Source organism: Allobosea spartocytisi (assembly GCF_014764685.1).
GTDB classification, from domain to species: Bacteria; Pseudomonadota; Alphaproteobacteria; order Rhizobiales; family Beijerinckiaceae; genus Allobosea; species Allobosea spartocytisi.
Window position 1 is genome coordinate 12,315 of the sequence record NZ_JACXWY010000009.1, and the last position, 25,756, is coordinate 38,070.

General features: G+C 65.7%; 31 protein-coding genes. 18 read left to right on the forward strand and 13 right to left on the reverse strand.

Annotated features, from left to right (window positions below; genetic code table 11):
• Position 1 precedes the first annotated feature (1 nt).
• From IED13_RS15495 to IED13_RS15525, 7 genes are all read left to right on the forward strand, one after another.
• Complete coding sequence (locus tag IED13_RS15495) at positions 2-568, forward strand: hypothetical protein (protein ID WP_191124693.1); 567 nt, start codon at positions 2-4, stop codon at positions 566-568.
• Complete coding sequence (locus IED13_RS15500) at positions 553-951, forward strand: DUF6950 family protein (protein ID WP_248312603.1); 399 nt, start codon at positions 553-555, stop codon at positions 949-951. The genes IED13_RS15495 and IED13_RS15500 overlap by 16 nt, the downstream gene beginning before the upstream one ends.
• Positions 952-3,171, forward strand: a complete 2,220-nt coding sequence (locus tag IED13_RS15505; RefSeq protein ID WP_191124694.1) for a phage tail protein — start codon at positions 952-954, stop codon at positions 3,169-3,171.
• Positions 3,172-3,191: 20 nt separating this feature from the next.
• Positions 3,192-3,845, forward strand: a complete 654-nt coding sequence (locus IED13_RS15510) for a hypothetical protein (RefSeq protein ID WP_191124695.1) — start codon at positions 3,192-3,194, stop codon at positions 3,843-3,845.
• A gap of 178 nt (positions 3,846-4,023) precedes the next feature.
• A complete protein-coding gene (locus IED13_RS15515) occupies positions 4,024-4,620 on the forward strand; it encodes a hypothetical protein (protein ID WP_191124696.1) in 597 nt (198 codons plus the stop codon).
• A gap of 23 nt (positions 4,621-4,643) precedes the next feature.
• The gene (locus tag IED13_RS15520) at positions 4,644-4,991 is read left to right on the forward strand and encodes a hypothetical protein (RefSeq protein WP_191124697.1); all 348 of its coding nucleotides are present in this window, start codon (positions 4,644-4,646) and stop codon (positions 4,989-4,991) included.
• 4 nt (positions 4,992-4,995) lie between these two features.
• A complete protein-coding gene (locus IED13_RS15525) occupies positions 4,996-7,272 on the forward strand; it encodes a hypothetical protein (RefSeq protein ID WP_191124698.1) in 2,277 nt (758 codons plus the stop codon).
• Positions 7,273-7,295: 23 nt separating this feature from the next.
• Here IED13_RS15525 and IED13_RS15530 read toward each other — a convergent pair whose 3' ends face one another.
• Positions 7,296-8,528, reverse strand: coding sequence for a glycosyltransferase (locus IED13_RS15530; RefSeq protein WP_191124699.1), 1,233 nt, complete (start codon positions 8,526-8,528; stop codon positions 7,296-7,298).
• Entirely contained in the window at positions 8,495-9,559 is a 1,065-nt protein-coding gene (locus IED13_RS15535) for a class I SAM-dependent methyltransferase (protein ID WP_248312604.1), read from the reverse strand. Before IED13_RS15535 ends, IED13_RS15530 begins: the two co-directional genes overlap by 34 nt.
• 134 nt (positions 9,560-9,693) lie before the next feature.
• On the opposite strand from IED13_RS15535, the gene IED13_RS15540 reads away from it, so the two are divergent.
• The 11 genes from IED13_RS15540 to IED13_RS15590 all read left to right on the forward strand — a co-directional run bounded on the left by IED13_RS15540 (position 9,694) and on the right by IED13_RS15590 (position 15,507).
• Complete coding sequence (locus tag IED13_RS15540) at positions 9,694-10,545, forward strand: glycoside hydrolase family 108 protein (RefSeq protein WP_191124700.1); 852 nt, start codon at positions 9,694-9,696, stop codon at positions 10,543-10,545.
• On the forward strand, positions 10,542-10,778 hold the full coding sequence (locus tag IED13_RS15545; protein ID WP_191124701.1) for a hypothetical protein: 237 nt from the start codon (positions 10,542-10,544) through the stop codon (positions 10,776-10,778). The genes IED13_RS15540 and IED13_RS15545 overlap by 4 nt, the downstream gene beginning before the upstream one ends.
• A gap of 186 nt (positions 10,779-10,964) precedes the next feature.
• Positions 10,965-11,339, forward strand: a complete 375-nt coding sequence (locus IED13_RS15550) for a hypothetical protein (RefSeq protein WP_191124702.1) — start codon at positions 10,965-10,967, stop codon at positions 11,337-11,339.
• Positions 11,317-11,694, forward strand: coding sequence for a hypothetical protein (locus tag IED13_RS15555; protein WP_191124703.1), 378 nt, complete (start codon positions 11,317-11,319; stop codon positions 11,692-11,694). The genes IED13_RS15550 and IED13_RS15555 overlap by 23 nt, the downstream gene beginning before the upstream one ends.
• A 58-nt stretch (positions 11,695-11,752) precedes the next feature.
• Positions 11,753-11,995, forward strand: a complete 243-nt coding sequence (locus IED13_RS15560) for a hypothetical protein (RefSeq protein WP_191124704.1) — start codon at positions 11,753-11,755, stop codon at positions 11,993-11,995.
• Positions 11,996-12,165: 170 nt separating this feature from the next.
• On the forward strand, positions 12,166-13,008 hold the full coding sequence (locus IED13_RS15565; protein WP_191124705.1) for a DNA adenine methylase: 843 nt from the start codon (positions 12,166-12,168) through the stop codon (positions 13,006-13,008).
• A 93-nt stretch (positions 13,009-13,101) separates the two neighbouring features.
• Positions 13,102-13,332 carry a hypothetical protein gene (locus tag IED13_RS15570; protein ID WP_191124706.1) on the forward strand — a complete coding sequence of 77 codons (231 nt, stop codon included), beginning with the start codon at positions 13,102-13,104 and terminating at the stop codon, positions 13,330-13,332.
• Entirely contained in the window at positions 13,329-13,709 is a 381-nt protein-coding gene (locus tag IED13_RS15575; RefSeq protein ID WP_191124707.1) for a hypothetical protein, read from the forward strand. The genes IED13_RS15570 and IED13_RS15575 overlap by 4 nt, the downstream gene beginning before the upstream one ends.
• A gap of 4 nt (positions 13,710-13,713) precedes the next feature.
• Entirely contained in the window at positions 13,714-14,406 is a 693-nt protein-coding gene (locus IED13_RS15580) for an SOS response-associated peptidase (protein ID WP_191124708.1), read from the forward strand.
• Complete coding sequence (locus IED13_RS15585; protein ID WP_191124709.1) at positions 14,406-14,573, forward strand: hypothetical protein; 168 nt, start codon at positions 14,406-14,408, stop codon at positions 14,571-14,573. The genes IED13_RS15580 and IED13_RS15585 overlap by 1 nt, the downstream gene beginning before the upstream one ends.
• 343 nt (positions 14,574-14,916) lie before the next feature.
• Positions 14,917-15,507: a hypothetical protein gene (locus IED13_RS15590; RefSeq protein ID WP_248312605.1), complete on the forward strand. Its 591-nt coding sequence runs from the start codon at positions 14,917-14,919 to the stop codon at positions 15,505-15,507.
• Positions 15,508-15,510: 3 nt separating this feature from the next.
• Here IED13_RS15590 and tenA read toward each other — a convergent pair whose 3' ends face one another.
• The 11 genes from tenA to proB form a co-directional block, all read right to left on the reverse strand.
• Entirely contained in the window at positions 15,511-16,179 is a 669-nt protein-coding gene (tenA, locus tag IED13_RS15595) for a thiaminase II (protein ID WP_113251932.1), read from the reverse strand.
• 1 nt (position 16,180) lies between these two features.
• Positions 16,181-16,825, reverse strand: a complete 645-nt coding sequence (locus tag IED13_RS15600) for a TenA family protein (protein ID WP_318652265.1) — start codon at positions 16,823-16,825, stop codon at positions 16,181-16,183.
• Positions 16,826-16,958: 133 nt separating this feature from the next.
• On the reverse strand, positions 16,959-17,483 hold the full coding sequence (locus IED13_RS15605) for an RNA pyrophosphohydrolase (RefSeq protein ID WP_191124711.1): 525 nt from the start codon (positions 17,481-17,483) through the stop codon (positions 16,959-16,961).
• A complete protein-coding gene (locus IED13_RS15610; RefSeq protein WP_191124712.1) occupies positions 17,480-18,727 on the reverse strand; it encodes a divergent polysaccharide deacetylase family protein in 1,248 nt (415 codons plus the stop codon). Before IED13_RS15610 ends, IED13_RS15605 begins: the two co-directional genes overlap by 4 nt.
• Positions 18,728-18,848: 121 nt before the next feature.
• Positions 18,849-20,240 (reverse strand): S41 family peptidase, encoded by a 1,392-nt coding sequence (locus IED13_RS15615; RefSeq protein ID WP_112763119.1) that lies wholly within the window; start codon positions 20,238-20,240, stop codon positions 18,849-18,851.
• Complete coding sequence (locus IED13_RS15620) at positions 20,240-21,583, reverse strand: murein hydrolase activator EnvC family protein (RefSeq protein WP_038363068.1); 1,344 nt, start codon at positions 21,581-21,583, stop codon at positions 20,240-20,242. Before IED13_RS15620 ends, IED13_RS15615 begins: the two co-directional genes overlap by 1 nt.
• A 14-nt stretch (positions 21,584-21,597) precedes the next feature.
• Complete coding sequence (gene rlmH, locus IED13_RS15625; RefSeq protein WP_191124713.1) at positions 21,598-22,080, reverse strand: 23S rRNA (pseudouridine(1915)-N(3))-methyltransferase RlmH; 483 nt, start codon at positions 22,078-22,080, stop codon at positions 21,598-21,600.
• A gap of 24 nt (positions 22,081-22,104) precedes the next feature.
• The gene (rsfS, locus tag IED13_RS29345) at positions 22,105-22,644 is read right to left on the reverse strand and encodes a ribosome silencing factor (protein ID WP_081925377.1); all 540 of its coding nucleotides are present in this window, start codon (positions 22,642-22,644) and stop codon (positions 22,105-22,107) included.
• Complete coding sequence (locus tag IED13_RS15635; RefSeq protein WP_038363075.1) at positions 22,586-23,191, reverse strand: nicotinate-nucleotide adenylyltransferase; 606 nt, start codon at positions 23,189-23,191, stop codon at positions 22,586-22,588. Before IED13_RS15635 ends, rsfS begins: the two co-directional genes overlap by 59 nt.
• 37 nt (positions 23,192-23,228) lie before the next feature.
• Positions 23,229-24,470, reverse strand: coding sequence for a glutamate-5-semialdehyde dehydrogenase (locus IED13_RS15640; protein WP_191124798.1), 1,242 nt, complete (start codon positions 24,468-24,470; stop codon positions 23,229-23,231).
• A gap of 113 nt (positions 24,471-24,583) precedes the next feature.
• Positions 24,584-25,708 (reverse strand): glutamate 5-kinase, encoded by a 1,125-nt coding sequence (gene proB, locus IED13_RS15645; protein WP_038364123.1) that lies wholly within the window; start codon positions 25,706-25,708, stop codon positions 24,584-24,586.
• Between the last annotated feature and the right edge of the window lie 48 nt (positions 25,709-25,756).

Consider the following 25,756-nt stretch of genomic DNA (forward strand, 5'->3'; position numbering starts at 1 on the left):
CATGCCCTTTTTCTCTGAAACCGCGGCGGCGGCGCTGGCGGGCAGGACGGTGCGCGTCGCGCATCTCGTCTTCCTCGACTTCACCTCGCAGCCGATGCGCCTCTGGCTTGGTCGGGGCAAGTTGATCGCTGGCGGCCAAGAATGGTCGGGGCTTGGCGAGCTCGGCTCGATTTCGGGAATCGAGACGCCGCTCGGAGGCACGGCGCCAGTGACCACGCTGGCTCTCTCCGGCGTCAAGCCCGAGCTGGTGGCGAAGGCGCTCGACGCCGCTGCCGAAGTGAAGGGCCGCGCCGCCATCGTTTCCATGCAGTTCTTCGACGAAAACTGGCAGGTGCTCGACAATCCCTATGCGCTGATGACCGGCGTGATGGACCGCATCAGCATTGCCGCGCCCGATGTCGCCACCCGCACTCTCGAAGTCACGGTGGAATGGCTGTTCACGCGCCGTGCCATCCCACCCTTCGGCATGTTGAGCGACCGCGATCAGAAGAGCTTGTACCCGGGCGATCGCGGACTTGAGCAGATCGCAGCGATGCAGAACAAGTCCACGACTTGGCCGTCATACTGATGACGCTCGCCGATTATCTGCGTGACGGCGCGGCTCGACCCTTCGCTTGGGACGCCTGCGATTGCTGCAGCTGGGCCTGCGCATGGGTGATGCTGCGCCGTGGCGTCGATCCGAGCCAGCCCTGGCGCGGCCGTTACCGCACCGCCCGTGGTGCCATCAGGCAGATCAGGCGCGCCGGCGGCGACTTCCTCGACGTCGTGTCGAAGGCCATGGCGGCGGCTGGCCTCGTCGAGACGTCTGAGCCGCAATCGGGCGATGTCGGACTGGTGCAGACGCCGGCCGGGCTCGCCCTCGCCATCCGGACGCCGCTGGGCTGGGCCGCCAAGGCCGAGCGCGGCATTGCGGCGGCCCCCTTCCGCTGCCTGCGTGCCTGGAGCGTCTGAATGCCCGCCGTCCTTATCCCTGTGATCACCGCGGCTGGCATCACTGGCGGCATCACGATCGGCGCCACCACGATCACCTATGCCTCGATCATCGCCTATGCCGTCACGACGGCCGCGACGATCGGCGCCTCGCTCCTGCTCAGCCAGCCAAAGAAGCAGAAGGGCGATCCGCAGCAGGTCACCGTCAAACAGGCCCTGCCACCGCGTATTCGCTCCTATGGCCGGGTCAAGGTTGCCGGCGCGGTCGGCTTCTTCGAGGCCAGTCTTGGGTCTCTCTACCAGCTCGTCATCCATGGCGAGGGCGAATGGGACGCGATCGAGGAATGGTGGCTGAACGATAAGAATGCCGCCGTCTCCGGCGGCGCGGTTACCGTGTTGCCCTGGGGAACAAACATCACGATCGAAAGCCATCTCGGCGGCGCCGATCAGGCTGCATCTCCGATGCTGGCCGCGGCCTATCCCGGCATCTGGACACCCAATCACCGTCTGCGTGGCCTTGCCTACTCGGTGATCAGGTATGGCTGGGTGCCGGAGAAAGTCTTCGGCAAGGTTTATCCGAACGGGGCGCCGGCGTTGCGCGTGGTGGCGCGGACGGCAAAGGTGTTCGATCCGCGGAGCGGGGCGACGGCCTTCTCGGAGAATCCGGGGCTCTGCACCCGCGACCATCTCACCTATGCGCGCGGCTTCGGCATCGACCCATCGCTGATCGATGCCGCGAGCTTCTCGTCCTTCGCGAATACTTGCGACGAGGCAGTGGCGCTTGGGGCGGGCGGAACCGAGCCCCGCTACCGGGTCGCCTTCAGCTATGAGCTCACGCAGGAGCCGCGCGAGGTGCTGCGCACATTGCTGCAGAGCTGCGATGCCGAGATCTTTCCGACGGCTGAAGGCAAGGTCGGTATTCGCGGCGGCAAATGGCAGGCGCCGAGCGTAACCCTCACGGCCGATCATATCCGCACCTACCGTTACGAGCAGGGCAACGACAAGCTCGCCGCCTTCAACCGGCTCAAGCTGACCTTCACCCATCGCGGGGCCGACTATCAACCGGTCGAAATCGATCCATGGGAAGATCTCGACAGTCAGGCCGAGGTCGGCGTCCTCGCGCAGGATCTGACCTTGCAGCAGGTGCCGAGCTTCACGCAGGCCCGCCGGCTCGGCAAGATCTTCTCCGCCAAAGGCAACCCGCGCCACCGGCTGGTGTTGCAGACGAATCTGGGCGGGATTCTCGCACTCGGCGAGCGCTGCGTTCACGTCGTACTCGACGAGCTCGGGCTCGATGACGATTTCCTGATCGAGAAGTTTGAGATCGTCGGCGACCTGAGCGGCTGCGAGATCACCCTCGCCTCGCTCTCGGCCGAGGCCTATGCCTGGTCGACGGCCGAGGAGGGTGCGCCGCCGACCGTCCCGCAGGACACCTCGATCCCGGCGCCACCGCCGGACCCGACCGGGTTTGCGCTGGCGCTGGTCCGGACACAGATCAGCAGTGGCGCCTGGGCTACCAGGGTGCGGGCAACGGTCGATCCGATCACCGGCGCGCCCTGGGTCACGATCGGCCGCTACCGCCGTCTCGGCAGCGCCAACTGGCTGGACATGACCGCCGGAGACGACGCCTGGCAGGTCATCACCGGCGACGCACTCGAAAACGACGTCACCTATGAATTCCAGGTCGCTCTGGCGGGCTGGGGTGGGACCAGCTCGCAGAGCATAAGCGCATGGACAGCGAGTAAGACTGTCGAGGTTGTCTCCGATCCGGCGATGGCGAACTGGCTGCCCCATTCGGACGATCCGCAGGCCTGGGTAGGCGTCAGCGGCGCGATCAGTTTCGGGGGCCCTGTTGCCGACCCGCTCGGCGGCACCCGCGGCCGCGCTGTCACCTTCGCCGCCGATAGTGGGAACCTTTATGGGCAGGCCGTGGTCGATGGGGCTCTCGCGGGTCGCACCTTCACGCTTTCGGCCTATGTTCGAGCGCCCTCCGGCAAGGACAAGATTGCGCTCGTCGCCGAAACCGGCATCGCGACCGATGCCAACGAGGTGACGCTGACCAGTTCTTGGCAGCGCGTCAGCAAGACCGTGACGGTCAGCCTCGGCGCTACCGCCCTCTGGCTCGGTCTCGATAACCGCTCCTCGCGCGGCGTCTCCGACACTGCGGCCGGCGTGGTCGAGGTCTTCGGGGGCATGGTGCAAGAGCGGGCTTCCGCCACGGATTACAAGAGCGTGCCCTGATGGTTTTCTCCTGGCCTGGCGTGCTGAAGGCGCGCGTCTGCGACCCGCATTTGCGCAACGGCTTCCGCTCCGGCGGCCGCAGCCTCTCCGGCATCGAGCAACGCGTTGTCAGCGATGCGTCTTATTGGGAGGTCGCAGTTAGCGGCATCAAGATCAGCAAGGCCGAAGAGGCGCTCGCCTATCGCGCGATGATCGCGCGGCTGCGCGACGGCGAGCCGATGATCATGCAGGTCTGCGACGCCTACCGGCCGCTGGGGTCAAAGTCCAGCAGCACGGCCGTCAGCTTGGCCGCTTCCGCGGCGCTGCGCGCAACGCAGGTCGCGCTCAACGTTACCGGTGCCGAACTCATGGGCGGTCACTATTTCAGTATTGGCGAGCGGCTGCACCAGGTGAAGGAAGTGGTGTCCGGCCCCGTGGCACCGCCATTCCTCAATCAGCTCGCGACAGATTCGCCCTGGGATGATCGCATTCCGTGGGCCGATGCCGTGGCGGGAACCTCCCTCTACACGGTGACGATCACGCCGCCGCTGCGCGCCGCGGCCGCCGCCGGAACCGGTGCGAGCCTCTCCAACCTCGTCCTGCGCTGCGTCCTGCGCGACGCGGCCGACGGCGATCTCGAACTCGACCTCGGTCGGCTCGGATCACCCTCGCTCGCCCTCGTCGAAGATTTCTGACCTCGGAGCATCGCCAATGCCGTCTCTCGCAAAGATCAAGCTGGGCGATATCGCTGCGCGCGCCAAGACCAACACAGCCTTCGAAAAGATAGATTCCGTCGATTCTGCACTGTCCGCCGAGGTGGAGGCGCGGGGCGCTGGTGACGCCGCTCGCGCGCTATATTCGGAGGTCGGTCCGATGCGCCAGCGCCCGGGCGAGCCTGGCCGCTTCTTCACTTCGACGCTCGATGGCGAGCCGACATCCGTGACGCCGATCGCCGATGTGCTGAAGGTGATCGGTATCGACGGCCGCGTCGCGCAGCTCGTCGGCGCTGGGCAGCTTGCGCCGATCGCCGCCTTTCGGGTCGAGCCGGGGCACCAGTACCGCGTCCGCTTCGCCTTCCGCCGCTCGGTCGATTCCGAGGATCCGGCGGGAGACGCTGTGCGCATGGGCTTGCGCTGGCTCAAAAACGACAAGGCCGGCCTTGCCACTACGGTGCTCGCTGATCTTCTCGATCTGCGCGTTGCCCACGGCCGGCTCGAACACAGCTACAATTTCGCGACGGTCTCGGCTGATAACATCGACGCCGCCGCGCCGGCCGGTGCTATCTATGTCAGGCCCTTCATCCGCACCTTCTCCTTCGGCGCGACGCAGGTTGAAGCGATCGAGCTGACCGACCTGACGCTCGCGTCCGACTACTCGCCCGACCTGACGCTCTACCGCAACGAGATCGCCGGGCTGCGCCAACGGCTGGATGACGCGCTCGCCCGCATCGAGACGCTCGAAGGCGCCTGACCTCCTTCACCGGGAACATTGCCATGACTGCTTTCACCGTGTCGGACGGAACCGACTGGATTCAGCGGCTTGTCTTCGGCGCGCCGACCGATCGTTGGCGTCTCGACGATTATGACATCGCGCTGCAAGTGAGGTCTTCGGTCGGAGCAGCCGTGCTGCTCGATCTTAGCACTGCCAACGGCAAGCTCATCATTACCGATCCGGTCGCGCGCCACCTCGAGGTGAATGTCGCATGGTCCGAGATCGACGCAATCGGCCCCGGCCCCTTCGTCTTCGACGTCCTGTTCTCGAACAAGACGACGGAAGTCCGTGCGCGCTCCGAGCGGCACAACCTGACCATCACCGACGCCATCACCTTCCCGGAGGTCTAAGACTATGAGCCGACTCCCCAACATTGTCCGCTTGGCTGGCCCCGAGCGCGGACTGGACGGCCGTTCCGTCCTGAGCAAGGCGCGCGCGCCGCTGATCACTGATGGGCGCATCGGCGACTTCTGGATCGACACGGTCAGCAAGAAGCTGTTCGGCCCTAAGACCGCGGCCGGCTGGCCGGACAATGGCCTGATCCGTGGCGCGGCCGGCTGGTATCCGCTCGAGCGGATCGCGTCGGACGGCGTCCGAAGGGTAACCGAGGTCTATGACTGGGCCGGTGGTGAGGGAACGAAGCCCGCCATCGGCTACAAGACCGCCGCAGGGGCGCTAACCGAGACGATCGGCGATGCAGCGGACATCCGCGGCGCACCCGGGCCCGAGTTCCTGATCGACGCTATGGGCGATGGCGGCGACGACGTCTCTTACGCGACACAGTTCGCTGGGGCGGAGGTGTCGGGCGACAATGAAAAGCGCCCGCTTACCCATCTGTTCGGCCCAGGGTCGAAACTCGATGTGCGTTCGACCGCTGCTGCTGCTACGACGGTTGTGCCCGCAAGCATTGGCACGGTCGTGGTCTGGGATCTTGGTGGGCGTTTTTTCCGGCGCACAGACGCCGATCCCGGGCCGGTTACGAAGTTCCGCTCGGCCGATCGCTTTCTGTCTGATGGCGAGACTGATCTCGCTAATGGCGGTTGGTGGGCAATCTCTCCGGATATGCGGGAGCCGCTCGATGAGAGCGTGACGGATGCCAAGGTGGCGTCGCCGGCCGATCCCGCGGCGCTGATAGATGGCAACAAGCTGCGCTACCAGGATGGCATCGATCCGTTCCCGCTGCCGCTGGTCACACGCGACCGGCGCTGGATGTGGATCACCGATACCGATCAGATCACGGGTAACGGCACATCGAACGACCAGGCCGGCGTCGAGAGGGCGATCGAGAAAGCCTGCCTCAATGGCCGCAAGCTGCTGATCCCAGACGATATCGTGATCCGCCTGACCGAGCCGGTGGAGAATCACGGCAATCTCTCACTGAAGATCGCCGGATCGGGTGTCGAAGTCGTAGAAAACAACAATTACGCCACGAATGGCATTAACACGCGCGGCAAGGGTTCGTGGTTCTTCTTTGACCACGAGGGTGTCGGCTTTGACTTCGAGGGGCGCTCGAACGGCGTAAATTTGGTCGGTAACGCGCACATCGGAATATTTGGCATTGGCACGATGCGTGACCAGCCTACGCCTGAATCTAATTGGGAACCCGGAGATTTCGATTTCGATTTTCGCTTCACGCAGTGTACGGCGGATATCGACGATCTGACACTATGGAACCCGACAATGGGGCTTCAGTGGCGCCGCGCCAGGTCGGGCCAACTCAATATCGGGCTGATCCGGGGGCAGCCGCTCAATGTCGGGATCGATATCGTCAACGCGTATGACGTTATCCGAATCAAAGACATCCATTTCTGGCCCTTCTGGTCGCTCTCCGATCCGGTTCGTGAATACACTCGCGACAATGCCCACGCTCTAATTTCGAACCGAAGCGATGGGATGATGGTCGATAACCTCTTCAGCATCCGATACAAGCGTTCTCTCCTGATTGGGAATTACGCTGGCGATGGACCGGATAATCCGGCTGGGACCACGTATCATGCAAGTTTCGGCAACATCTACGCCGATCTCGGGGAGAGCGCGCTAATCGTGGCTGAGGCCGCGAATGGCGTCAGCGCCCATTTCGACAGGATTATCTGCGAGCAGGCGCCCGAAGTGACGGCCTTTGCGGCAGGGGTCGCCGTGCTCGGGCCGAACGCGCGACTCCATATCGGGACGTTGGTCAGCAATAATACGCAGGCGTCTGCAGTTTCTGTCAGCGGGGTTGCTAGTCGCGTTAATATCAGTCGTTTTCAGCCGGGTAATTTTAATCTTTCCGAGACGGGGTTTCCAGCGATAGCATGTCAGGCAAGTGGTGCGGTTGTAAGGTTGTCTGAAGTTTCGGATAACGGTAGCGGTGATGGGGCTCCCTTGACTTACGAAGACGCGGGAGGAAAGATTACCGGACACAAGACCACCGGCGTCGCCACCGTTCTTAACGGGCAAAACGGTGCAACCGTTATTCACGGTCTCGGTGTAACCCCAAGAGGCGTGCATTTTTCCCTGCTCGGCGCCGGTGCTCAGGCCGTCGGGACAGTCCTCCCTCGTATCGCCAGCCTGGATCAGAACTCGTTCACACTCGATCTTGGCATCACCGTTGGGGCGGATCGATCCTTTTCGTGGGAAGCGTTTATCTGAACACTTATCTAACGCCGAGCCCCTTAAGAGGCTCGGCTATACCCAATGGAATCATGACCCATCATACGGTCAACAAGTTCAAACCTTTCGAGTGCGGCGAGAACGTCATCCCCATAGTCGTCCCATGAACTCAGAGGCCGAGAGACGGCCTCTGCCGACAGGCGATCGAACAGGGCGGCATCTGTCACCAAGCTTTCGATCCCGTGGGCGATTTCGTCTTCGTCGAGCATGTCGAGCATCAAGGCCCCGCCTCCAGGCGCGATCTCAGCAAGCGCCGAACCGTTGTGGCAAAGACAGGGTCTACCCCTCCAAAGGCTTTCGAGCACGGGGAGGCCAAATCCCTCAATCCATGATCCAAATATCGTGGCGTGGGCGTTGGCGAAGTATGCGCCCATCTGCTGGTCGTCCGCGCCAGCGACAAAAGACGCGACACCTGCACCAAGATCCGAGGCCAAGCCTTCCATCTCGGCGTGCAGCCCTGGGTATTCGACCGGCATCCTGCGCCCGATGATGGTAAGGCGGATGTCTCGACCTGTGCTTTGGCGAGCCGATTTCAGCGCGCGCAGTATCCTGGGGTAGTTCTTGCGGGGTTCACAGCTCCCGACTGCCACGATACGGAACGGTGTGTCATCGCTCGGGAAAGACGCAGCGTGCGTCTCGCGCTCGGTGCTGAGACTTTCGCCCGAGAGCAGGCACGGGACGGTCAACTTCGGGTAGGCGCGGTTCCTGTCGTAGAGCCAGCGTCGAATATCTGGAGCAACTGTTTCGGAGATAGGCAGCGCCAGATCGATGCCGGCGAATGTCTCCCAATATTCGGCAAGTGCCACGAGCGTTGCTGCGGGGTATCGCTCCCTCTCGTAGAGAGGGATGAGGTCATAGAAGATCGCCGCGACGTGCATTCCGAGGGACGCACCGAGTTTCGCGACATTTGACCCGGCCGGCACGACAGGCAGCGTTATCTCAGGGAGTAACAGCCACTCACCTTTCAACGAGGCCGGCAGGCTGGCGGGCATTGTGATCTGCGGCCCATCCCAGTTGCTGAGATGATCCGCTTCCGCCCGCGATATGAGAGCTATTCTTCCTGCTTCAGGGTCCCACTTCACGGGGATCAAATCGACTCCGCTTTTTACGAGTGAAGCGGCTAGGCAGCGCACCACCCGCTGTACACCGGTATTGAACGGCTGAGTAACTGTGAGCCCAACCCAGTAAAAAATGCGGCGCGTCATATCTTCTTCGCAAGTCTCGGGTTCAGCCAAGCCTGAACTCCGTCCACGGTTACATTCGGAACGCCGCCATTAACACTTAGAATGGCAGGGCGCTCGATCTCCAATATCCACCCGGCTTCCCTCAATGTCGAGAACAGCCGACCCTCTATTTCTCGCGAATGAGTGCCAATGAGCAAGTAGGCAACTTTCTTGTTGATCGTTCCGATTGCGTCACGCACGAAATCGGCTTCGCCACCCTGGATGTCGATATGGAGCAGGTCGATCCTCTTGCCTGCGGGGAGGCTCTCAAGGGGGACCATCGACAGTTCGTCACAGGCTCCCGACGAGACCGCTTCTCGCCGCTGTTCGGCGGTCGCGTTGAAGATGGGCTCCAGTCCCCAATTCACACCCGCCTGCGTCTGCCTTGGGAAGAGGGCTGTCCCCGCATTTGCTGCGGCGATGCCATGGACAATGGTGACTTGATCATCCCTGAACTTGTTGTCGGCACAGCACTGCTTCGCAAACCGTACGTGGCCTTCATCCCCTTCGATGCCGATAAGATTTACCTTCCGGCCGGCGGCGCGAGCGGCAACGCCAGTATTGTTGATCCAGCAACCCCAGCCGCAGCCCAGTTCTACAACGGTGAAAGTGTCCTCTGACAGATCAACCGCACGTAGAGCACTCGCCCACTCAGCTATATCAGCATGCCAATTCGCAGGGATTGGAACAGCCTCAACCGTTCCGGCGCGTTCTGCGAGAATGTTAGGCAAGTATTCAGGCCTAATCAGAACACCCAAAAAATTTGTTAGGAAATCCGGCGTTGGCTGAAGGCCATCTACCGCGTGCGATTGTATGATATCGGTAGCGTCAAGATTAGTGTTATAAAAGTAAAAAACACTTTGAGAGGGCGGTTTTCTGTTAATAGTGCTAGCTGCTGTTGAATTTAGTGTCGATTTAAGCCGAGAGTTCTCTTCTCTCAAAAAGCGCAATTCGTTCTTAATTCGCCTGAGCGGTGGTAGTAAACTAGCTATTTCTTTCAACATTGTCTCGCTCTGGTTTGCTACTTGCAGCCGAATTTCCAAGGCTTGTTTCTCTGTGATTTCCTCGAATACCGCAACCCGCTGGCATGGTCCGCCTGACCACCGTGCGTATCCCACTCCAAGAGGTGGTTTCAACGTCCCGCCTCGGCGGGTTTTTTCATGTCCGGAGATTATCCATGACTGCGCAGAATTTCGCGCCGGCGCTTTCGCGCGCCCTGGTGCATGAGGGCGGCTTTTCCGATCACAAGGATGATCCAGGTGGCGCCACGATGAAGGGCGTGACGCAGCGCGTCTACGACGCCTGGCGCAAGCGCCGCGGCCTCTCGCTTCGCTCGGTGCGCCTGATCGAGGAGGCCGAGCTGCAGGCGATCTATCGCAAGCAGTATTGGGATGCGGTCAAGGGCGACCGCCTGCCCGCAGGCGTTGATTACGTCGTCTTCGACGGCGCGGTGAATTCCGGCCCGGCGCAGTCGGTGAAGTGGCTGCAGCGGGCGCTCGGGTCGGTCAAGGTCGACGGCGTCATCGGAGAGGCGACGCTGGCGGCGATCGAGGCCTATCCGGATCATGACCAGCTTGTCGCGCTGATGATCGGCCGGCGCCTCGCCTTCCTGCAGGCGCTGAAGACCTGGCGGGTGTTCGGCGGCGGCTGGTCGCGCCGCGTGGCGCAGGTCAAGCAGGTCGGGCAGGCCTGGGCGACGGGTTCGGTCGGGCCGCAGCCGGTGTTCTTCGCCGGCGGCAATGCCAAGGCGACGATCGACCAGGCGAAGCCGCTGCCGGCCAAAGCCGGCGCGGATGCCACGACCGGCGCGGGCGTCACCTCGGGCAGCCTCGGCGGCGTGCTCGAGGCGGCGCGGCAGCAGCTCGACCCGCTGGCCTCGACATCCACCGTCATCGGCTATGTCGTGACCGTGCTGGTCATCACCGGCGCGGTCCTGGCGATCGGCGGCTTCGTCTACCGCGCCTATGTCAGCCGGAAGGCGAAGGCGCGGGCGGATGCGCTCGATCTCCCTGAAGGCGTGGCCGCATGAGCGTCGTGATCGCTCTGCTCGGCGCCATATGGCCCTACCTCGCCGCCGCCGGCGCCGCTCTTCTGGCGGTGCTCACGGCCTATGGCAAGGGCCGCTCAGACCAGAAGTCCAGGACCGAAACGAAGGATCTCCGCGATGCGAATGACATCCGCAAGCAGGGCGCGGACGCTCGCGCTGACGCTGCTGTTGACCCTGGCCGGTTGCGTGACGACGACGGGTGGAAGCGCCACTAAGTCCGCGCTGTGCGATCAATTCCGGCCGATCCGCTGGGATGATGCGGACACGGACCAGACGATTGTCCAGGCGAAGCAGCACAACGCTGTAGGCAAGCGGCTCTGCGGATGGACGCCGGGGATATGATCGCGCGCGCCCGGCCTTCGGCCGGACCCTACAGCTCGAACCGCCTATTCGAGTGGATCATGGCCGGGGGGCTGCTGCTGATCGCCTTCACCCTGGCGCTGCCGGGCGACTCGCTCGACCGGGGGACGCTACGGCTGCTCGCTGAGAACGGCGCCAGCGAGGAAGCCATGGCGGTGACGCTGGGCTGCATCGGCTCGATGCGTGCGGTCGCCCTCTTCGCCAATGGCAAGCTGCCCGTCTACGGGCCGCTGATGCGCTATGCCGGCTCCTTCGTCGGCGCCTTCGTCTGGATGATGCTCATGCTGCCGCTGGTCTACGACAGCCTGCTATCCGGCAAGGTGTCGATCTTCGTGCCGCTCCTAGGAATGCTGACACTCGGAGAGCTGATCTCCGTTTACCGGGCGGTGAGAGATGGCGGATTTCGCAGGCGCTGAGATTCTAAAACCCTTCCCGCTGCTGCAGCTCGCCGGCGGCGTCGTGGTTATCATCCTTGCGATCTTCATGACCCTTCGTGGCGCGAAGGATAACAAGAAGGATGGGCATATCGCGCCGCAGGGCCATGACCCTTTCGGCCTCGTTGTCCTGGCGAATTCGATCCTGGCGCAAGTCAGCATCATCGCCGAGGGCGTCCGGCGCATGGCCGCCCGGATGGACGATCTGCACGACGAGCAGATCAAGACCAACGCCCGCCTCGGCGAGATGACCGACCGACACGCTCGCGAGATGGATTCCCTGCGCGACACGATCGAGCGGGTCGAGCGCAAGCCCCGCCCGGGCCGGCGCAACTGAATTCGGCAAGTGCCGATCCGTGCCGGCGGCTTCCGGCAACCACCAAAGGAGAAGACCGATGACGGTCCGTGCCAAGTTCTTTGTGAAGTCGATCAGCCACATGGGGACGCCGGGGAGTGATCCCGTCGCCGAGATCGCCATGGCGCCGGTGTTCGGCAGCTATGGCGACGGCAAGGTCAATGAGACCTGGTCGAAATACACCCCCTCCGGCGAGCTCAAGATGACCGTGACCAATCCCGGCGCGATCGAGCAGTTCGCGGTCGGGAAGGCCTACTTCCTCGACTTTACGCCAGCGGATTAATCCCGGCTCGCCCCGCCGGTTGAACCGGCGGGGCTCATCGGCCGTCATGCCGATTCGCCGCGGGCCCGACCTGGCAGAAGGTCCCGCGAAGCCTGACCACATCCGTGAAGGCAACCCGCCGTGCGCGCCGGCGCGCAGGCATACGGTTGCATGTTCCCGGATTGTTCTCAATGCCTCCTGATGACTTCCGCACCGTTCTGCCGGTGCATCCGCCGGCGGCCTATATCGGCGGCAAGAAGCAGCTCGCAGCACGCATCGCCGCGCTGATCGAGCGCATCCCTCACCATAGCTATGCCGAGCCATTCGTCGGCATGGGCGGGGTATTCCTGCGCAGGACGGCTGTGCCGAAGGCCGAAATCATCAATGACGTGTCGGCCGACGTCGCGACGCTCTTCCGCATCCTGCAGCGGCACTATGTGGCGCTCATGGACATGCTGCGTTTCCAGCTCACGAGCCGCCGCGACTTCGAGCGTTTGCTCGCGGTCAATCCCTCGACGCTGACGGATCTCGAGCGCGCGGCGCGCTTCCTCTACCTGCAGCGCCTTGCCTTTGGCGGCAAGGTTGTCGGCCGCAGCTTCGGTGTCTCGCCGGGGTTGCCCGGGCGCTTCGACGTGACGAAACTCGCCCCACTTCTGGCCGATATCGCCGAGCGTCTCGCCGGCGTCATCATCGAGAACCTTCCCTTCGATACTTTCCTCGAGCGCTATGACGCGCCCGGCGTCCTGTTCTACCTCGACCCGCCCTATCACGGCTGCGAGGGGGATTACGGCGCCGGTGTCTTCGACCGCGCCTCCTTCCGTCGTCTCGCGAATCGGCTGGCCGGCCTGAAGGGCGCCTTCGTGCTGTCGATCAACGACACGCCGGAGATCCGCGAGACCTTCGCGGCGTTCGCGCTCCAGGAGGTCGAGCTCACTTATACGATCCACGAAGGAGCAACGACGCCGGCGCGAGAGCTGATCATCACGCCGCCTGGGCTTGTGTTCCGACCGGAACGGCAGCCGTCTCTGCTTTAAGGGGCTATTCGCCTCTCTCTCGCGCTTTCAGCAACGGCTTGACTCCCGAAGGCTGTTTGTTCTCTTAATGTTCTCATATTGGAGGGCAGGAACATGTCAGCTCAGCCAGCGGATCAGCGGGTCGAGGACTCGTCGGTAGACGCGGAAGTCAGCGGCCTGATCGCTGATCTCATGGAGGAGCACGGCTCCGAAGCGGCAGCCCTGCGGGCGCTTGCACACGACTTCATCGTGCTCCTAGCCGATGCTGATCGCTCGGTCTCGCGCGGCTTCCTCCGCGGTGTTTTCTCGCAAGGGGCTCGGCCCGCCCGCGAAAAGGAGCCGTGAGCGAGCCGCCCGGGCCACACACGACGCTGGAATTCTATCCGTGGATCGTCGTGCGCTTCGCCTGCCGGGCTTGCCGCGCCTTTCGCGACAAGCGCCTGGCACTCTTGGTCGAGGAATTCGGTGCGCCTACGACGATCGAGTATCTCCTCGGCATCTTCATCGCGAATTGCCCCCATCGTCCCCGAAAGCGAAATGGACGAGCGGCGCTCCGCGATATGCCCTGCGGCGGCTATTGCCCAGATCTCGGCACCACGCGCCCGCCCGACCTTCCGCCCGCGATGTCGGGGCTGACCTTGATCGCTGGCGGCAAGGACGACATGCTCCCGGCCGAGGCGGCGCCGGCCGAACGGCGCCGACGCGTCGGTGGCGAGGAGTAACGTCATGTGCGGACGATTTTCGCAGGCCTATAGCTGGGACGAGATCGTCGCCTTCAGCCAGCCGCTGACGAACAAGCTGCCGGCGGAGAAGGGCAATCTGCAGCCGCGCTACAATATCGCTCCCACGACCATGATCCATATCATCGTTAAGGGCGAGAGCGGCCGCGAGCTGCGCGAGGCGCGCTGGGGGCTGATCCCCGGCTGGCACAAGGGCGGGCTCAAAGATTTCAAGCTCTCAACCTTCAACGCCAAGGTCGAAACAGTCGATACCAGCGGCACTTTCAAGCATGCCTATAAGGGCCGGCGCTGCATCATCCCTGCCAGCGGCTTCTTCGAATGGACGGGTGAGAAGAAGGACCGGGTGCCACACTTCTTCTCCGCGGCCGATGGCGATCTGCTGGCCTTCGCTGGGCTCTACGAGCGTTTCCGTGATCCGGAGAGCGGCGAAGAGATCACGACCTGCACAATGATCGTGCGCGAGGCCAATGCCTGGACCGCGCAGTATCACGACCGCATGCCCTGCATGCTGCTGCAGCGAGACTTCGACGCTTGGCTCGATGGTTCGGGCGGCATGGAGCTTCTCAAGCAGCCGCCTCGCGAGCTGCGCGAATGGATCGTCTCCAAGCGCGTCAACAAGGCCGGAGAGGGCGACGACGATCCGCGGACGATCGAGCCCTTCAAGGATGATCTGTTCTGATGGGCCATTGGCAGCAGATCGGCCGCGACAATGCCGAGGAGCGGGCGCGGCGGACCGCCCTGCCCCGCTGGCGGCGCTTACTCGGCCGCCATGCGCAGGCGGCGCTCGTCGCCGCAGCCTGGATCATCGCCGGCGCCCTGGTCCTGCGCGCTTTCCGAATGTGGTGATGGGGAACGCGGCAGAGGTCCAGCGGCAGCTTAGCACCGCTTCCCAAGTTGACGTTGTCCGGATCTGGCTAACGGCGAACCACGGGAACAGATGATGCTCAATCGGTGGCGAACCTCAAGCTAAGTCGTTGGAATCGGCCAAACGTTGCAGTCCCTTCCGGGACGCCATTTTGCTTTCCGTCCCCACCTGAAAATTGGCTCGGCCCTGGCATCGGGCCGGACGGCGGAATCCGTCTTTCCGGAACAATCCGATGCGATACCAGGCAGATCGATCGCCGTTATCGCGCCCGTGAGGACGCGCGGCGATCTAGGCGTCAGGTTTCCGGCAAGCTATGCAGGGGGCATGGATACCGTCGCGCCGCAAGAGCTGTTCTCCCATGTCCGCATCGTCATGGGCATGGTGATCGGCCTCGGCATCACCCGCATGCTCCTGGGCATTGCCGGCTTCATCCAGCATCCCGGCCGCAATCGCGTCTCGCTGCTGCACATGCTCTGGGTCGGCTCGATCCTGCTCGAGCTGGCACTGTTCTGGTGGTGGGAGTTCGCGCTGTCGCGGATCCCGAGCTGGAGCTTCGGCGTCTTCCTGTTCCTGATCGGCTATGCCGTCGTGCTGTATCTGCTCGCGGCCCTGCTCTTCCCGGATTCGATTGCGGAATATGCCGGCTACGAGGATTTCTTCATCAAGCGGCGGCGCTGGTTCTTCGGGCTGCTCGCCGTCGCCTTCCTGCTCGACGTCGTCGACACGCTGATCAAGGGGCTCGACCATTGGAGCCAGCTCAGCGGCGATTATCTGCTGCAGGTGCCGATCGGGCTGGCCTTCTGCGTCGTCGGCAGCATCTGGGCGGATCGCCGCCTGCAGATCGCGATCGCCATCACCCACCTCGTCTATCAGTTCTACTGGATCATCCGCCTCCTCTCCGCCATGCACGGATAGGATTCAGCTTCCGGTCTCGGTCAGCGCCATCTGCCAGAAATCGGCCTCCAGCCGCGAGGCCTTGGCGAAGAGGGCGGTGAGCTCGGCGAAGCGGCGCTCGGTCATCGCGCGCGCGGCGAGATCGTCGAGATGGCGGCGGGCTTCTGCGGCGACCTGCTGATAGGTCTCCCCGGCATATTCGCCGATCCAGTCGCGATAGGGATGGTTGGCAAGCGCCCCGGCGCCGTCCGGTGCCAGATTGCGGCCGATCTCGGCATAGCCGATGACGCAAGGGGCAAGCGCGACATGCAGGTCGAGCAGGTCGCCCGCCATGCCGCAATCGAGCACGAAGCGGGTATAGGCGATGGTGGCCTGATGCTCCGGCGCGGCTTCGATCGCCTCGGGCGAGAGGCCCCAGCGCCCGCAGAGCCGGACATGCAGATCCATCTCGACATCGAGGATGGCGTCGAGGCCCGCCTTGGCGGCGCGCATATCGGCGAGGCTGCGGCCCTTGTAGATCGCCAGCGCATAGGCGCGCGCGAACTGGATCAGGAAGAGATAATCCTGGACGAGGTAGTCGCGGAAGGCCTCCTGCGGCAGGGTGCCTGCGCCCATCCGGCGGACGAAGTCGTGATCGACGTAAGATTGCCAGTCGCTGCTGGCTGCGGCCTTCAATCGCGCGAAGAGATCCATCTCAGTGCTCATAGGCGGAGTCGAAAAAGGCCAGCTCAAGCGCGACCGAGCGCAGGAAGAAATCGCGGCTCAACGCCGCCTCGGCCGGGCCGACGCGGTCGAGTTCGGCGCGCAGGAAGGCGACGAAATCGCGGAAGTCGGGATTGTCGTGCAGGGTGATCCATTCGGCATGGACGAAGTTTTGCGGCAGCGGCGCCGTCGCCTTCGTCGCCCAGTCGAGATAGAGCCACTCCGCCACGTTCAGGACGGCCAGGGCGGCGGCGTAGGAGCGGGTCGCGGCGGCGTCCCGCATGATCGCCTTGAAGCCGGCCGTGGCCTGCGTGTCCGGGCGCTGCTCGCGCTCGGCGGCGGTCACGCCGAGCGCCTCGAAGGCGCGCAGGAAATAGGTGTTCTCCTCGCCTGAGACCATGCCGATGAAACGGCCGAAGCGCAGCCGCGCCTCGAAGCTGTCGGTGGTGGCGACGGCCGCGCCGAGCAAGGTGAGGAAGGCGTCGAGAAAGCGGTGATCCTGGATCAGGTAGCGCGCCATCACGGCGTCGGGGACCGTTCCGGAGAGCAGCTCGCGTACGAAGCGATGCTCCGTCGCCTGCGACCAGAGCGGCTCGCTCGCCTGCCGCAAGGTCTCGCTGAAACGTTCGGTCATCATGTCGTCTCCGGAAGGGCACGCATCACGGCAGCGCCGGATCCGGGCAATCTAGGCGCGCCGGGAATTCCGCTCAACTCTTTGTTCCATATGGAAAATTGGAACAGTTCGAAGATGCGGGGCAGCGGCCGGGCGATCAGGCGGTTGCGGTTCCGGCCTTCGCGAAGGGGGCGAAATGGCGGACGACCTGACGGTAGACGCCCTGCTTGAATGGGATGATCAGCTCCGGCGTCTCGGCAAGCGGGGCCCAGCGCCAGGCGTCGAACTCGGCCTTGTGGCCGCCGGCGGGCGTGAGGATGTCGATTTCGCTGTCGGAGCCGGTGAAGCGGAAGGCGAACCAGCGCTGCGCCTGGCCGCGCCAGCGGCCTTTCCAGGCCTCCTGGCCGATATCGACCGGCAGATCGTAGCTCAGCCAGCCCGGCGCCTCGGCCAGGAGCTCGACGGAGGTGATGTTGGTCTCCTCCTGCAATTCGCGCCGGGCGGCTTCCAGCGGCGTCTCGCCCTTGTCGATGCCGCCTTGCGGCATCTGCCAGGCATGGCCGGGGGCGACATGCTCGCGCTTGGTCTTGTCGGCGCGCCGGCCGATGAAGACGAGGCCTTCGGCATTGAACAGGGCGAGACCCACGCAGGGGCGGTAGCCTTCGGGGGCGGCGTCGGTCATCGCGGAGATCCGGTCGGGAGAGAGCCTGCGGGGCGCGAGCCTGGGCCGAGCGAGCCTGTGCTCTTGGGGTTGCGGAAACCCCGCGCGGCGCTCACCGGCACGATCGCGATCTTCTTGGCTTCGAGGGATTGCGCCCATTGCGCGATCCGCTCGATCGAGACGGGCAGGGCGCTCGCCGCCGCGACGACGATGCCCTGGTCGCGCGCCATCGCTTCCAGATTGGCGAGCTCCTTGTCGATGGCGTCGGCGCGCGCCACCGTGTCGATGGTCCGGTCGATCCTGAGCGCCGGGATCTGGGCGCGGCTGGCTGCCGGCGCGAGCTGGCTGCGCGCCGAGGAGCCGTCATCGACGACCAGGAGCCCGCGCCCGGCGAGATCGCGCAGGATCGGCGAGAGGGCGCCTTCATCCGCCGTCAGCCGGCCGCCGAGGAAGTTGATGATGCCGACATAGCCGGTGAAGCGGCCGAGCGACCAGTGCAGCTTGTCGAGATTGTCGGAGGCCTTCGGGCCGGTCAGCAGCGTATGCGGGCCGGGATCGTTGTCGGGATAGTCGAAGGGCTCCATCGGGAGCTGGAGCAGGACCTCGTGCCCCTCGCCGCGGGCACGCTGGACGGTGCGCTCCAGCTCGGTGCCATAGGGCGCGAAGGCGAGCGAGACCTGCGGCGGCAGCCGCGTGATCGCATCCGACGTGCCGCTCTGGCTGATGCCGAGGCCGCCGACGATCAGCGCCACCCGTCCGGCCGGCTTGGTCGCGGGGGCCGGGCCGAGCGGGCGGGCGTATATCTGCGCCGGGGTGGCGCCGTCCGGTGCGGTCTTCGGCAGCAGGCCGTAGCGCGTGCGCTCGACGAGGCGGTTATCGGGGGCGGGGGCGAGCTTGATCGGGCCGGCGTCGTCGGGAACGGTGATGACGATGGCGCCGGGTGCGTCCGAATCCGGGCGGTAGACGGTGACGCCCGCATTGCTCTCGAGCTGCGCGGCGCTGGCGGGGCCGCGCGGACCGGGATTGGTCACGGGGTCCGGGCCGGCCGAGACGGCGACCGGCGGTGCGGCGCGCTTCTCGATGCTCGCGACGGCCATGGGTTCGCCGCCATCGGGGTCGCGACGCAGGGCGACGACGAGGAGGAGGCCGAGAAGCACGGTGCCGACGAAGCCGGCCGCGGCGGTCGCAAGCCAGCGCCCCCACGGCCTGTTCGCGCGCGCAGGCTTGTCGTGGCCGAGCGGCCGGTTGAGGTCCGTGAGCGGCATTCCGGCCAAAGGTCAGCCGTCCTAACAGATTGCGACGCGGACCCGAATCAGTGGTCCGCGCGCTAGTCTTGTCGTCTTAGCCGCCCGCAGTCGAGCCCCGAGGCGCGCTCGGGGCCGCTCGTCAGGGCTTGGGCGCTTCCGGCGTGGCCGGCGCCGCGGGGGCGGCCGGAGCGGGAGCGGGCGTTGCGGCCGGGGTCTCGGCCGGCTTCTGGGCGAGCGCGGCGGCATCCTTCTTCACGCCGTGAAGCAGGTCGATCGCCGCGATGAGCTGCGTGTCCTTCTTGGGATCGTTCGGGACATAGGAGCTCGAGCCGGACTGTTCCTCGCCCTCGCCGGCCTTGAGATGGCCCTTGAGTGCGGCTTCGCCCTTGTTGTCGACGAGCTTGTCCTTGAGCTCGGCCGGGATGTCCTGCAGCACCTCGATGTCCGGCGTGATGCCCTTGGCCTGGATCGAATTGCCCGACGGGGTGTAGTAGCGCGCCGTGGTCAGGCGCAGGCCGCCATTCGAGCCGAGCGGGATCACGGTCTGCACCGAGCCCTTGCCGAAGGAACGCGTGCCGATCAGCGTGGCGCGCTTGTGGTCCTGCAAGGCGCCGGCGACGATCTCGGCCGCCGAGGCGGACGAGCCGTTGATCAGCACGACGACCGGCTTGCCCTTGGTGAGGTCGCCCGACTTGGCGTTGAAGACCTGCGTCTCCTCGGCGTTGCGGCCGCGGGTCGAGACGATGCGGCCGCGCTCGAGGAAGGCGTCGGAGACCAGCACGGACTGGTCGAGGCGCCCGCCGCGGTTGTTGCGCAGGTCGATGATGTAGCCCTTGAGCTTGTCGGCGCCGATCTCGCTGGTGGTCTTGTCGATCGCCTTGCGCAGGCCGTCATAGGTCTGCTCGGAGAAGGTGCCGATGCGGATATAGGCGATGTCGCCCTCGACGCGCTCCTCAACCGCCGGAACGACGATGGTCTGGCGGGTCAGGGTGAAGTCCAGCGGCTCCGTCTTGCCGGGGCGCTCGACCTTCAGCGTCACCTGGGTGTTGATCAGGCCGCGCATCTTGTCGACCGCCTGGGTGAGGGAGAGCCCCTTCACCTCGGTGCCGTCGATCTGGCGGATGATGTCGTTGGCGAGGATGCCGGCTTTGGAGGCAGGCGTGTCCTTGATCGGCTTGGCGACCTTGAGGACGCCGTCCTCCATGGTCACCTCGATGCCGAGGCCGCCGAACTGGCCGCGCATGTCGGTGTCCATCTCGCGGAAGGACTTGGCGTCGAGATAGGAGGAATGCGGGTCGAGCGAGGAGACCATGCCGTTGATGGCGGCCTCGATCAGCTTCTGCTCGTCGGGCTTGTCGACATAATCGGTGCGGATCTTCTCGAAGATGTCGCCGAATAGGTTGAGGCTGCGATAGACCTCGGCCGAGGCGGCGACGGCGCTGGTCGAACTCAACAACCGCGTCTGGGTAGCCAGTCCGGTCAGGCCCGCGCCCATGATGGCGCCGGCGAGAACGAGAGAAACCTTGCGCATCATCCGCGAACCTTTTCGCCTTGCGATTTCGTCCACCACGGCGTCGGATCGACCGAAACACCGTCTTTTCTGAATTCTATATACAGGACCGGCTGGCCGGTTCCCACTCCTACTGTCGTCGCCGCAGCTTCCGATGTTTCGCCCATCACCGCAACCGGCTCGCCGGCGAGCACGAACTGGTTGAGGGCGACATCGATGCGCTGCATTCCTGCCAGCAATATGTAGTATCCGCCGCCGGCATTCAGGATCAAGAGCTGCCCGAAGGAACGGAACGGACCCGCATAAACCACCCAAGCGTCAGAAGGCGCCGAAACTAGGGCGCCGGAACGGGTTTCCAGTGAAATCCCGCGCGTGGTGCCGCCGGCGCCGTCCGCATCGCCAAAACCACGCAATCGTGAACCCGCGGCGGGCAGCGAGAGCAGGCCGCGGGCGTCGGCGAAGGCGATCTTGGGGGCGAGCCGGGCCGGGTCCTTGAAGGCGAGCGCGGTCATGCGTTCGCGCTGCTCGCGGGTTTCCTGCTCGATCGCCTGGCGGGCCGCTTCCGCCGCCTTGCTCGCGACGGAGATCTCCTTCTCGATCTTCTCGACGAAGTCGCGCATCGAACGCGCCTGGCCGGCGAGCTGGTCGCCCAGCGCCTTCTGCGCATCGACATCCTTGGCCGCGCTGGCCTCGCGCTCGCGCCTTGCCTCGATCAGCGATGCCAGGCGCTGGCGCTCGGCCGCGAGCTGCTCCATCTCCGCGCCGATCCGGGTCTTCTCCGCGGCGATGTTGTCGCGCAGCCGCACCAGCTCGGCGAGGTCGGTGCCGAGAATCTCGACCTCCTGCCGCAGGTCCGGCACCACGGCGCCGAGCAGCATCGAGGCCCTGACCGCCTCGAGAATATCCTCGGGCCTGACCAGCACGGCCGGCGGCGGGCGCCGGCCGATGCGCTGGAGCGCCGCCAATACCTCGGCGATCAGCCCGCGCCGGCTCTCGAGCGAGCGGCGGATCGCCGCCTCGCTGGATTGCGACAGAGCGAGCCGCTTCTCGAGGTCGCCGAGCTTCTCTTCGCCGGCCTGGGTGCGGGCCGTCGTGTCGAGCAGGGCCTTGTTGAGCGCGGCGCGGTCGGCGCGGATCGCGGCGATCTCGCCTTCGAGCTTGCGGCGGACTTCGATGTTGCCGTCGAGGCGCTGCTCGATGGCCTTCAGCTCGGCCTCGCGCGCCTGCTTCTCGACGAGCTTCTGCATCGCCTCGCGCTGAAAGGCGTCCGGATCGGGCGGGGCGCTCTGGGCGCGCAACGGCGATGCCGTGCCGAGGAGCAGGGCGGCAGCTAGGCCCAGACGGGGGAGCGCGGTGCGAATCATCGGCTAAGCGCGAGTCATACGCGATGATAGGGGTGCCCGGCGAGGATCGTCATCGCCCGGTAGACCTGCTCCAGCACGAGCGCGCGCACGATCTGGTGCGGCAGGGTGAGCGCTCCGAAGGCGAGCGTGATGTCGGCGCGGTCGCGGATCGCCTCGTTCAAGCCGTCGGCGCCGCCGATGACGAAGCTGGCATGGGCGATGCCGCCATCGCGCGCGGCAGCGAGGCGGCTGGCGAAGGCTTCGCTGCCGAGATTCTTCCCGCGCTCGTCGAGCGCGACGATCAGCCCGGGCGACGGGAGCCTGGCGAGGATCGCCTCGCCCTCGTCGCGCTTGCGCTCTTCCGGCCGGCGGCCCCGGCTTTCCGGCAATTCGACGATCTCGGGACCGCTGAAGCCGATGGTCCGGCCGAGCGCCACCGCGCGCTCGCGGTAGCGCTCGCAGAGCTCGCGTTCCGGCCCGTCCTTGAGCCGGCCGACCGCAATAAGCGCGAGCCGCATGAGGGTTTCGACCCTATGCTGCGATCAGCTCACGAGACGTTCGTTCGGGCGATCGGTGCCCCACATCTTCTCGAGATTGTAGAACTGGCGCACTTCCGGCCGGAAGACATGGACGATGATATCGCCGGTATCGATCAGCACCCAGTCGCAAGCCGGCATGCCCTCGACCTTCGGCGTGGGCAGTCCGGAGCCCTTGAGGGCTTCGATCAGGGCCTCGCTGATGGCGGCGACATGGCGATTGACGTTGCCCGAGGCGATAATCATCGCGTCGGCCAGCGACGTCTTACCAACGAGGTCGATCACCGTGATGTCCTCGGCCTTCATGTCTTCGAGGACACGTTGCGCAAGGGCGATGCTATCGGCGGAGGGGTTGTCCGCAACAGCAGCCTGGGGAAGCGGCTTCGGCTCGGCTTCACCAAGGGTTTGACGGTTCAGTGACGTATCCTCTCGATCTCGACGCGCTCTCGGCGCGACGCAGGTAAAATAAGCCGGATAGGTCCGGAGTTCAATCGCGTCCGGCCTGTCGGCGCAGCTTGGTCGAGGACAGGTCCGAACGGCGGCCATGCAGGAACACCCAAGCGGGCGGGTGTATCCGTGCCAGCGCCGCGCCCTCGCTTTCGGGAATGCGCCAGCGCGACATCCAGTTGGCGGCCGGCGAGGCGATGGCGCTGTGGGTCGAGCCCGGCCGGTCGACCACGGCGATCGGCATCATCCGGGCGATGGCGCGCCACTCGTTCCAGCGGTGGAAGCTGGCGAGATTGTCGGAGCCCATGATCCAGACGAAGCGGACGCCGGGGCAGCGCCGCTTCAGGGCGCGCAGCGTGTCGGCGGTGTAGCGGGTGCGCAGCCGTGCCTCGATGCCGGTGACATGGATGCGGGCATGGTCGGCGAGCTTGCGGCCGAAGCGGATGCGCTCGGCCAGCGAGGGGAGGTTGCTGTTGTTCTTCAGCGGGTTGCCGGGGGTGACGAGCCACCAGATCCGGTCGAGCTGGAGCCGCTGCAGCGCTGTCACGCTGGCCATGCGATGGCCGTCATGGGCGGGGTTGAAGGTGCCGCCGAACAGGCCGATGCGCAGGCCCGGCGCGAAGGGCGGCAGCCGCAGATGTTCCATTGTGGCGATCGGCTGGGATGTCACGAGAGCGCTTGCGTCAAGGCCGGGTCTGGCCGCAGCCATGGACGCGGTATTTGAAGGAGCAGAGCTGCTCGACGCCAACCGGTCCGCGCGCATGCATCCGCCCCGTCGCGATGCCGATCTCGGCGCCGAAGCCGAATTCGCCGCCATCGGCGAATTGGGTCGAGGCGTTGTGGATTACGATGGCGGAATCGACCTCGGCGAGGAAGCGGGCGGCCGCCTCCGCATCGGCCGTGACGATGGCGTCGGTGTGGTGCGAGCCGTAGCGCTCGATATGGTCGATCGCCGCGTCGAGGCCGGGGACACGTTTCACCGCGATGATGCGGTCGAGATACTCGGTCGCCCAATCCTCCTCCGTCGCGGCGGTGACGCGGGCATCGAGGCCTTGCGTCGCCGCGTCGCCGCGCACCGCGCAGCCGGCATCGAGCAGGGCGGCGACAAGCGGCGCGAGATGGGTCGCGGCGCAGGCTTCGTCGACCAGCAAGGTCTCGGCCGCGCCGCAGACGCCGGTGCGGCGCAATTTGGCGTTGAGCAGGATGTCGCGCGCCATGGCGAGGTCTGCGGCGGCATGGACATAGACATGGCAGTTGCCGTCGAGATGGGCGAAGACCGGCACGCGCGCCTCGCTCTGCACGCGGGCGACGAGGCTTTTCCCCCCGCGCGGGACGACGACATCGACAGTGCCGCTGAGCCCCGAGAGGATTTCGCCGACGGCGGCGCGGTCGCGCGTCGGCACGAGCTGGATGGCGTCGGCGGGCAGGCCGGTCGCCTCCAGCCCTTCGCGCATGGCGGCGGCGATCTCGGTGGAGGAGCGGAAGGAATCGGAGCCGGCGCGCAGGATCGCGGCATTGCCGCTCTTCAGGCAGAGCGCGCCCGCATCGGCGGTGACGTTGGGGCGGCTCTCGAAGATCACGGCGATGACGCCGAGCGGGGTCGCGACGCGCTCGAAGCGCAGGCCGTTCGGCTGCGTCCATTCCGCCAGCACGCGGCCGAGCGGATCGGCCAGCCCGGCGACCTCGGCGACGGCGTCGGCGATGGCTGCGAGCCGCTTCTCGTCGAGGGCGAGGCGATCCATGAAGCTGGCGCTCAGGCCGGCCGCCTTGCCGTCGGCCAGGTCCTGCGCATTGGCGGCCAGGATGCGGGCGCTGCGGGCGCGCAGCGCCTCGGCCATGCCGAGGAGGGCGGCGTTGCGCCGGTCGGCGGAGCTGAGCGCGACCTTGCGCGCGGCGGCGCGGGCGCGCCGCCCGACCTCCTGCATGACTTGCTGTACGACTTGGCCGACTTGCCTGTCGGCCTCGCTCGTCGCGATGATGCGCAGCGCGCTGTCGCTCGTCATCCTGTCCCGCCCAAAATACGCATCCGGCTTTGTATTTAGCTCAGACCGAGCGCCATGTCGTCCCGGTGGATCATCTCGGCCCGACCGGGATAGCCCAGCACCGTCTCGATGTCGCGCGAGGCCTTGCCGAGCACGAGCGCGGCTTCCGACGCATCATAGGCGACGAGGCCGCGGCCGAGCACCTGGCCGGCAGGGTCGCGGATCAGCACGGCGTCGCCGCGCGAGAATTCGCCCTCGATGCGGCTGACGCCGACCGGCAGCAGGCTCGCCCCGCCGCGCAGAGCCCGGGCTGCGCCGGCATCGACATGCAGCGTGCCGCGCGGCTCGAGCGAGCCGGCGATCCAGGTCTTGCGCGCGGTCGCGGGCGTGGAGGCGGTCAGGAACCAGGTGCAGCGCCCCCCGGCGGCGATGGCGGCGAGCGGATTCTTGGCCCGCCCGTCGGCGATCAGCATATGCGTGCCGCCAGCGGCTGCGATCTTGCCGGCCTCGATCTTGGTGCGCATGCCGCCGCGCGAGAGCTCGGATGCCGCGCCGCCGGCCATGGCGTCGATCTCGGGCGTGATGCGCTCGACCACTGGGATGTGCCGCGCCTCGGGGTCCTTGGCGGGCGGGGCGGTGTAGAGCCCGTCGATGTCGGAGAACAGCACGAGCAGGTCGGCGCCGGCCATGGTCGCGACCCGCGCCGCGAGCCGGTCATTGTCGCCGTAGCGGATCTCGGTGGTGGCGACGGTGTCGTTCTCGTTGATGACGGGAATGGCGCGCAGGTCGAGCAGGCGCCCGAGCGTCGCGCGCGCGTTGAGATAGCGGCGGCGCTGCTCGGTGTCGGCCAGCGTCAGCAGGATCTGACCGGCGGTCAGGCCATGGGCGCCGAGCGCCTCGGCCCAATTGCGGGCGAGGGCGATCTGCCCGACTGCCGCCGCCGCCTGGCTCTCCTCCAGCCGCAAGGGGCCGGAGGGCAGGCCGAGCACGGTGCGGCCGAGCGCGATCGCGCCGGAGGAGACGACGAGGATGTCGGCGCCGCGCTGGTGGAGATCGGCGAGGTCCTCGGCGAGCGCGGCCAGCCAGGCATGGCGCAGCCGGCCGCGGCTCCGGTCGACCAGCAGGCTGGAGCCGACCTTCACGACGATGCGGCGAAATTGGGCGAGAGTGGGCGTGTTCACGGGTGCGGAACCGATTGCGGCGACGTTCATGCCTGTTTGGGGAAAACC

What these genes read in the sequence shown, in the direction of transcription:
- IED13_RS15495 (WP_191124693.1), top strand. Translation starts at nt 2, where the DNA reads ATGCCCTTTTTCTCTGAAACCGCGGCGGCGGCGCTGGCGGGCAGGACG.
- IED13_RS15505 (WP_191124694.1), top strand. Translation starts at nt 952, where the DNA reads ATGCCCGCCGTCCTTATCCCTGTGATCACCGCGGCTGGCATCACTGGC.
- IED13_RS15515 (WP_191124696.1), top strand. Translation starts at nt 4,024, where the DNA reads ATGCGCCAGCGCCCGGGCGAGCCTGGCCGCTTCTTCACTTCGACGCTC.
- IED13_RS15520 (WP_191124697.1), top strand. Translation starts at nt 4,644, where the DNA reads ATGACTGCTTTCACCGTGTCGGACGGAACCGACTGGATTCAGCGGCTT.
- IED13_RS15525 (WP_191124698.1), top strand. Translation starts at nt 4,996, where the DNA reads ATGAGCCGACTCCCCAACATTGTCCGCTTGGCTGGCCCCGAGCGCGGA.
- IED13_RS15540 (WP_191124700.1), top strand. Translation starts at nt 9,694, where the DNA reads ATGACTGCGCAGAATTTCGCGCCGGCGCTTTCGCGCGCCCTGGTGCAT.
- IED13_RS15545 (WP_191124701.1), top strand. Translation starts at nt 10,542, where the DNA reads ATGAGCGTCGTGATCGCTCTGCTCGGCGCCATATGGCCCTACCTCGCC.
- IED13_RS15550 (WP_191124702.1), top strand. Translation starts at nt 10,965, where the DNA reads ATGGCCGGGGGGCTGCTGCTGATCGCCTTCACCCTGGCGCTGCCGGGC.
- IED13_RS15555 (WP_191124703.1), top strand. Translation starts at nt 11,317, where the DNA reads ATGGCGGATTTCGCAGGCGCTGAGATTCTAAAACCCTTCCCGCTGCTG.
- IED13_RS15560 (WP_191124704.1), top strand. Translation starts at nt 11,753, where the DNA reads ATGACGGTCCGTGCCAAGTTCTTTGTGAAGTCGATCAGCCACATGGGG.
- IED13_RS15565 (WP_191124705.1), top strand. Translation starts at nt 12,166, where the DNA reads ATGCCTCCTGATGACTTCCGCACCGTTCTGCCGGTGCATCCGCCGGCG.
- IED13_RS15570 (WP_191124706.1), top strand. Translation starts at nt 13,102, where the DNA reads ATGTCAGCTCAGCCAGCGGATCAGCGGGTCGAGGACTCGTCGGTAGAC.
- IED13_RS15580 (WP_191124708.1), top strand. Translation starts at nt 13,714, where the DNA reads ATGTGCGGACGATTTTCGCAGGCCTATAGCTGGGACGAGATCGTCGCC.
- IED13_RS15585 (WP_191124709.1), top strand. Translation starts at nt 14,406, where the DNA reads ATGGGCCATTGGCAGCAGATCGGCCGCGACAATGCCGAGGAGCGGGCG.
- IED13_RS15590 (WP_248312605.1), top strand. Translation starts at nt 14,917, where the DNA reads ATGGATACCGTCGCGCCGCAAGAGCTGTTCTCCCATGTCCGCATCGTC.
- tenA (WP_113251932.1), bottom strand. Translation starts at nt 16,179, where the DNA reads ATGGATCTCTTCGCGCGATTGAAGGCCGCAGCCAGCAGCGACTGGCAA.
- IED13_RS15600 (WP_318652265.1), bottom strand. Translation starts at nt 16,825, where the DNA reads ATGATGACCGAACGTTTCAGCGAGACCTTGCGGCAGGCGAGCGAGCCG.
- IED13_RS15605 (WP_191124711.1), bottom strand. Translation starts at nt 17,483, where the DNA reads ATGACCGACGCCGCCCCCGAAGGCTACCGCCCCTGCGTGGGTCTCGCC.
- IED13_RS15610 (WP_191124712.1), bottom strand. Translation starts at nt 18,727, where the DNA reads ATGCCGCTCACGGACCTCAACCGGCCGCTCGGCCACGACAAGCCTGCG.
- IED13_RS15615 (WP_112763119.1), bottom strand. Translation starts at nt 20,240, where the DNA reads ATGCGCAAGGTTTCTCTCGTTCTCGCCGGCGCCATCATGGGCGCGGGC.
- IED13_RS15620 (WP_038363068.1), bottom strand. Translation starts at nt 21,583, where the DNA reads ATGATTCGCACCGCGCTCCCCCGTCTGGGCCTAGCTGCCGCCCTGCTC.
- rlmH (WP_191124713.1), bottom strand. Translation starts at nt 22,080, where the DNA reads ATGCGGCTCGCGCTTATTGCGGTCGGCCGGCTCAAGGACGGGCCGGAA.
- rsfS (WP_081925377.1), bottom strand. Translation starts at nt 22,644, where the DNA reads ATGGCCGCCGTTCGGACCTGTCCTCGACCAAGCTGCGCCGACAGGCCG.
- IED13_RS15635 (WP_038363075.1), bottom strand. Translation starts at nt 23,191, where the DNA reads ATGGAACATCTGCGGCTGCCGCCCTTCGCGCCGGGCCTGCGCATCGGC.
- IED13_RS15640 (WP_191124798.1), bottom strand. Translation starts at nt 24,470, where the DNA reads ATGCAGGAGGTCGGGCGGCGCGCCCGCGCCGCCGCGCGCAAGGTCGCG.